Origin of the sequence: Mycobacterium sp. E796, assembly GCF_001672815.1 — a bacterium.
Classification (GTDB): Bacteria; Actinomycetota; Actinomycetes; order Mycobacteriales; family Mycobacteriaceae; genus Mycobacterium.
This window is the reverse complement of the sequence record NZ_LZKK01000360.1, coordinates 1-1082: the sequence shown is the minus strand read 5'-3', so window position 1 is coordinate 1082 and position 1082 is coordinate 1. Positions and strand designations below refer to the sequence as shown.

At 57.0% G+C, this 1082-nt stretch carries 2 protein-coding genes; one reads left to right on the top strand and one right to left on the bottom strand.

All coding sequences use genetic code 11. The features are described 5' to 3' along the window. A partial coding sequence (locus A5706_RS29785) for a hypothetical protein (protein WP_231984910.1) occupies positions 1-291 on the top strand: 291 nt, incomplete at its 5' end. Positions 292-545: 254 nt separating this feature from the next. Here the strand turns inward: A5706_RS29785 and A5706_RS29780 are convergent. Continuing rightward, positions 546-1082 (bottom strand): PE family protein (locus tag A5706_RS29780; protein WP_068139528.1); only part of this gene is annotated, 537 nt, incomplete at its 5' end.

The following is a 1082-nucleotide window of genomic DNA, read 5'->3' as shown; positions in this document are numbered from 1 at the left end:
GCCAACATGGCGTCGTTGCTAAAGCCCTTGGGAGGGGTTGTGAACTTGATTGGCAGCGCCGTCGGGGCTGTCCGATACGAGTTAGGCAACATTGTTAGCGCAGCTTTCGACCAATTACTCAAGATATTGGGCGCAGCCTTTTACCAGTTTTGGATATTTATTCAAGGCTACCCGGCGTTATGGAGCATTTTCGTTACGGTCGGCACTTTTGTAATCATAGGCGCTTGGGTAGCACTAGTTTTACTTTTTATTGCAACAGGTACTCCCATTCCGATGTTCTTCCCGATCTAACAGACGCGCTCTGCGTTGCGGCCTGCCTCTTGGCCCTGGCCGGACATCGCCATCACCACCAGCGTCCACGTCCGGGACAACCGCGACGGCACCTTCAAAGCCGAGACACGCCTCGTCGTCGGCTAGACGCTGCCCGACCACGAACGTGAAAGGTTCGGCGAAGGAACGATGGAGAATCCAACCCTCGCGACCAACTCGTTGGGCGTCGATCCGACTGCGCGAACCTCACCGACCGCGCTGAGGGGGGCGTCATCTCAATACCCACGCCCGGCATTAAGCAAAACAAGCCACCATGGCCCGTATAAAGCAACACTTAAAAGAAACAGTAGCAAAAAGGGTACAATCGCTAGCAACATTAATAAAGATGTAATCATCGTTATCAATGTCTCTATTCCGGCTTGAATATTTGTTATCACATTCGCTATTAAATCGCTCATCGTGGACTGGGCGGTTGTGGCAGCAGCGGCAATCGGGGCCCCAATTGCTGTCAAGGGCTTGATCAGCGACGTGACGTTGGCGGCCTCCGCGCCGGCATACGCGCCGGCACTCGCAGTCAGGTGCTGCACGAACTGGTCCTGAAACGCCGCCGCCTTCCCGGCCAGCGCGTGATAGTCCTGGGCGTAACCGGAGAACAGGTGCGCGATCCCCGCCGAGACCTCATCAGCGGCCGCAGGTGGCACAAAGACGGTCGGGGCCGCGGCCACCATGTGCGCGGCGTTGACCGTCGAACCAATACTCGCCAAGTCGGTTGCCGCCGCCTCTATCAGCTCCGGTGTCGCGATCACCGCAGA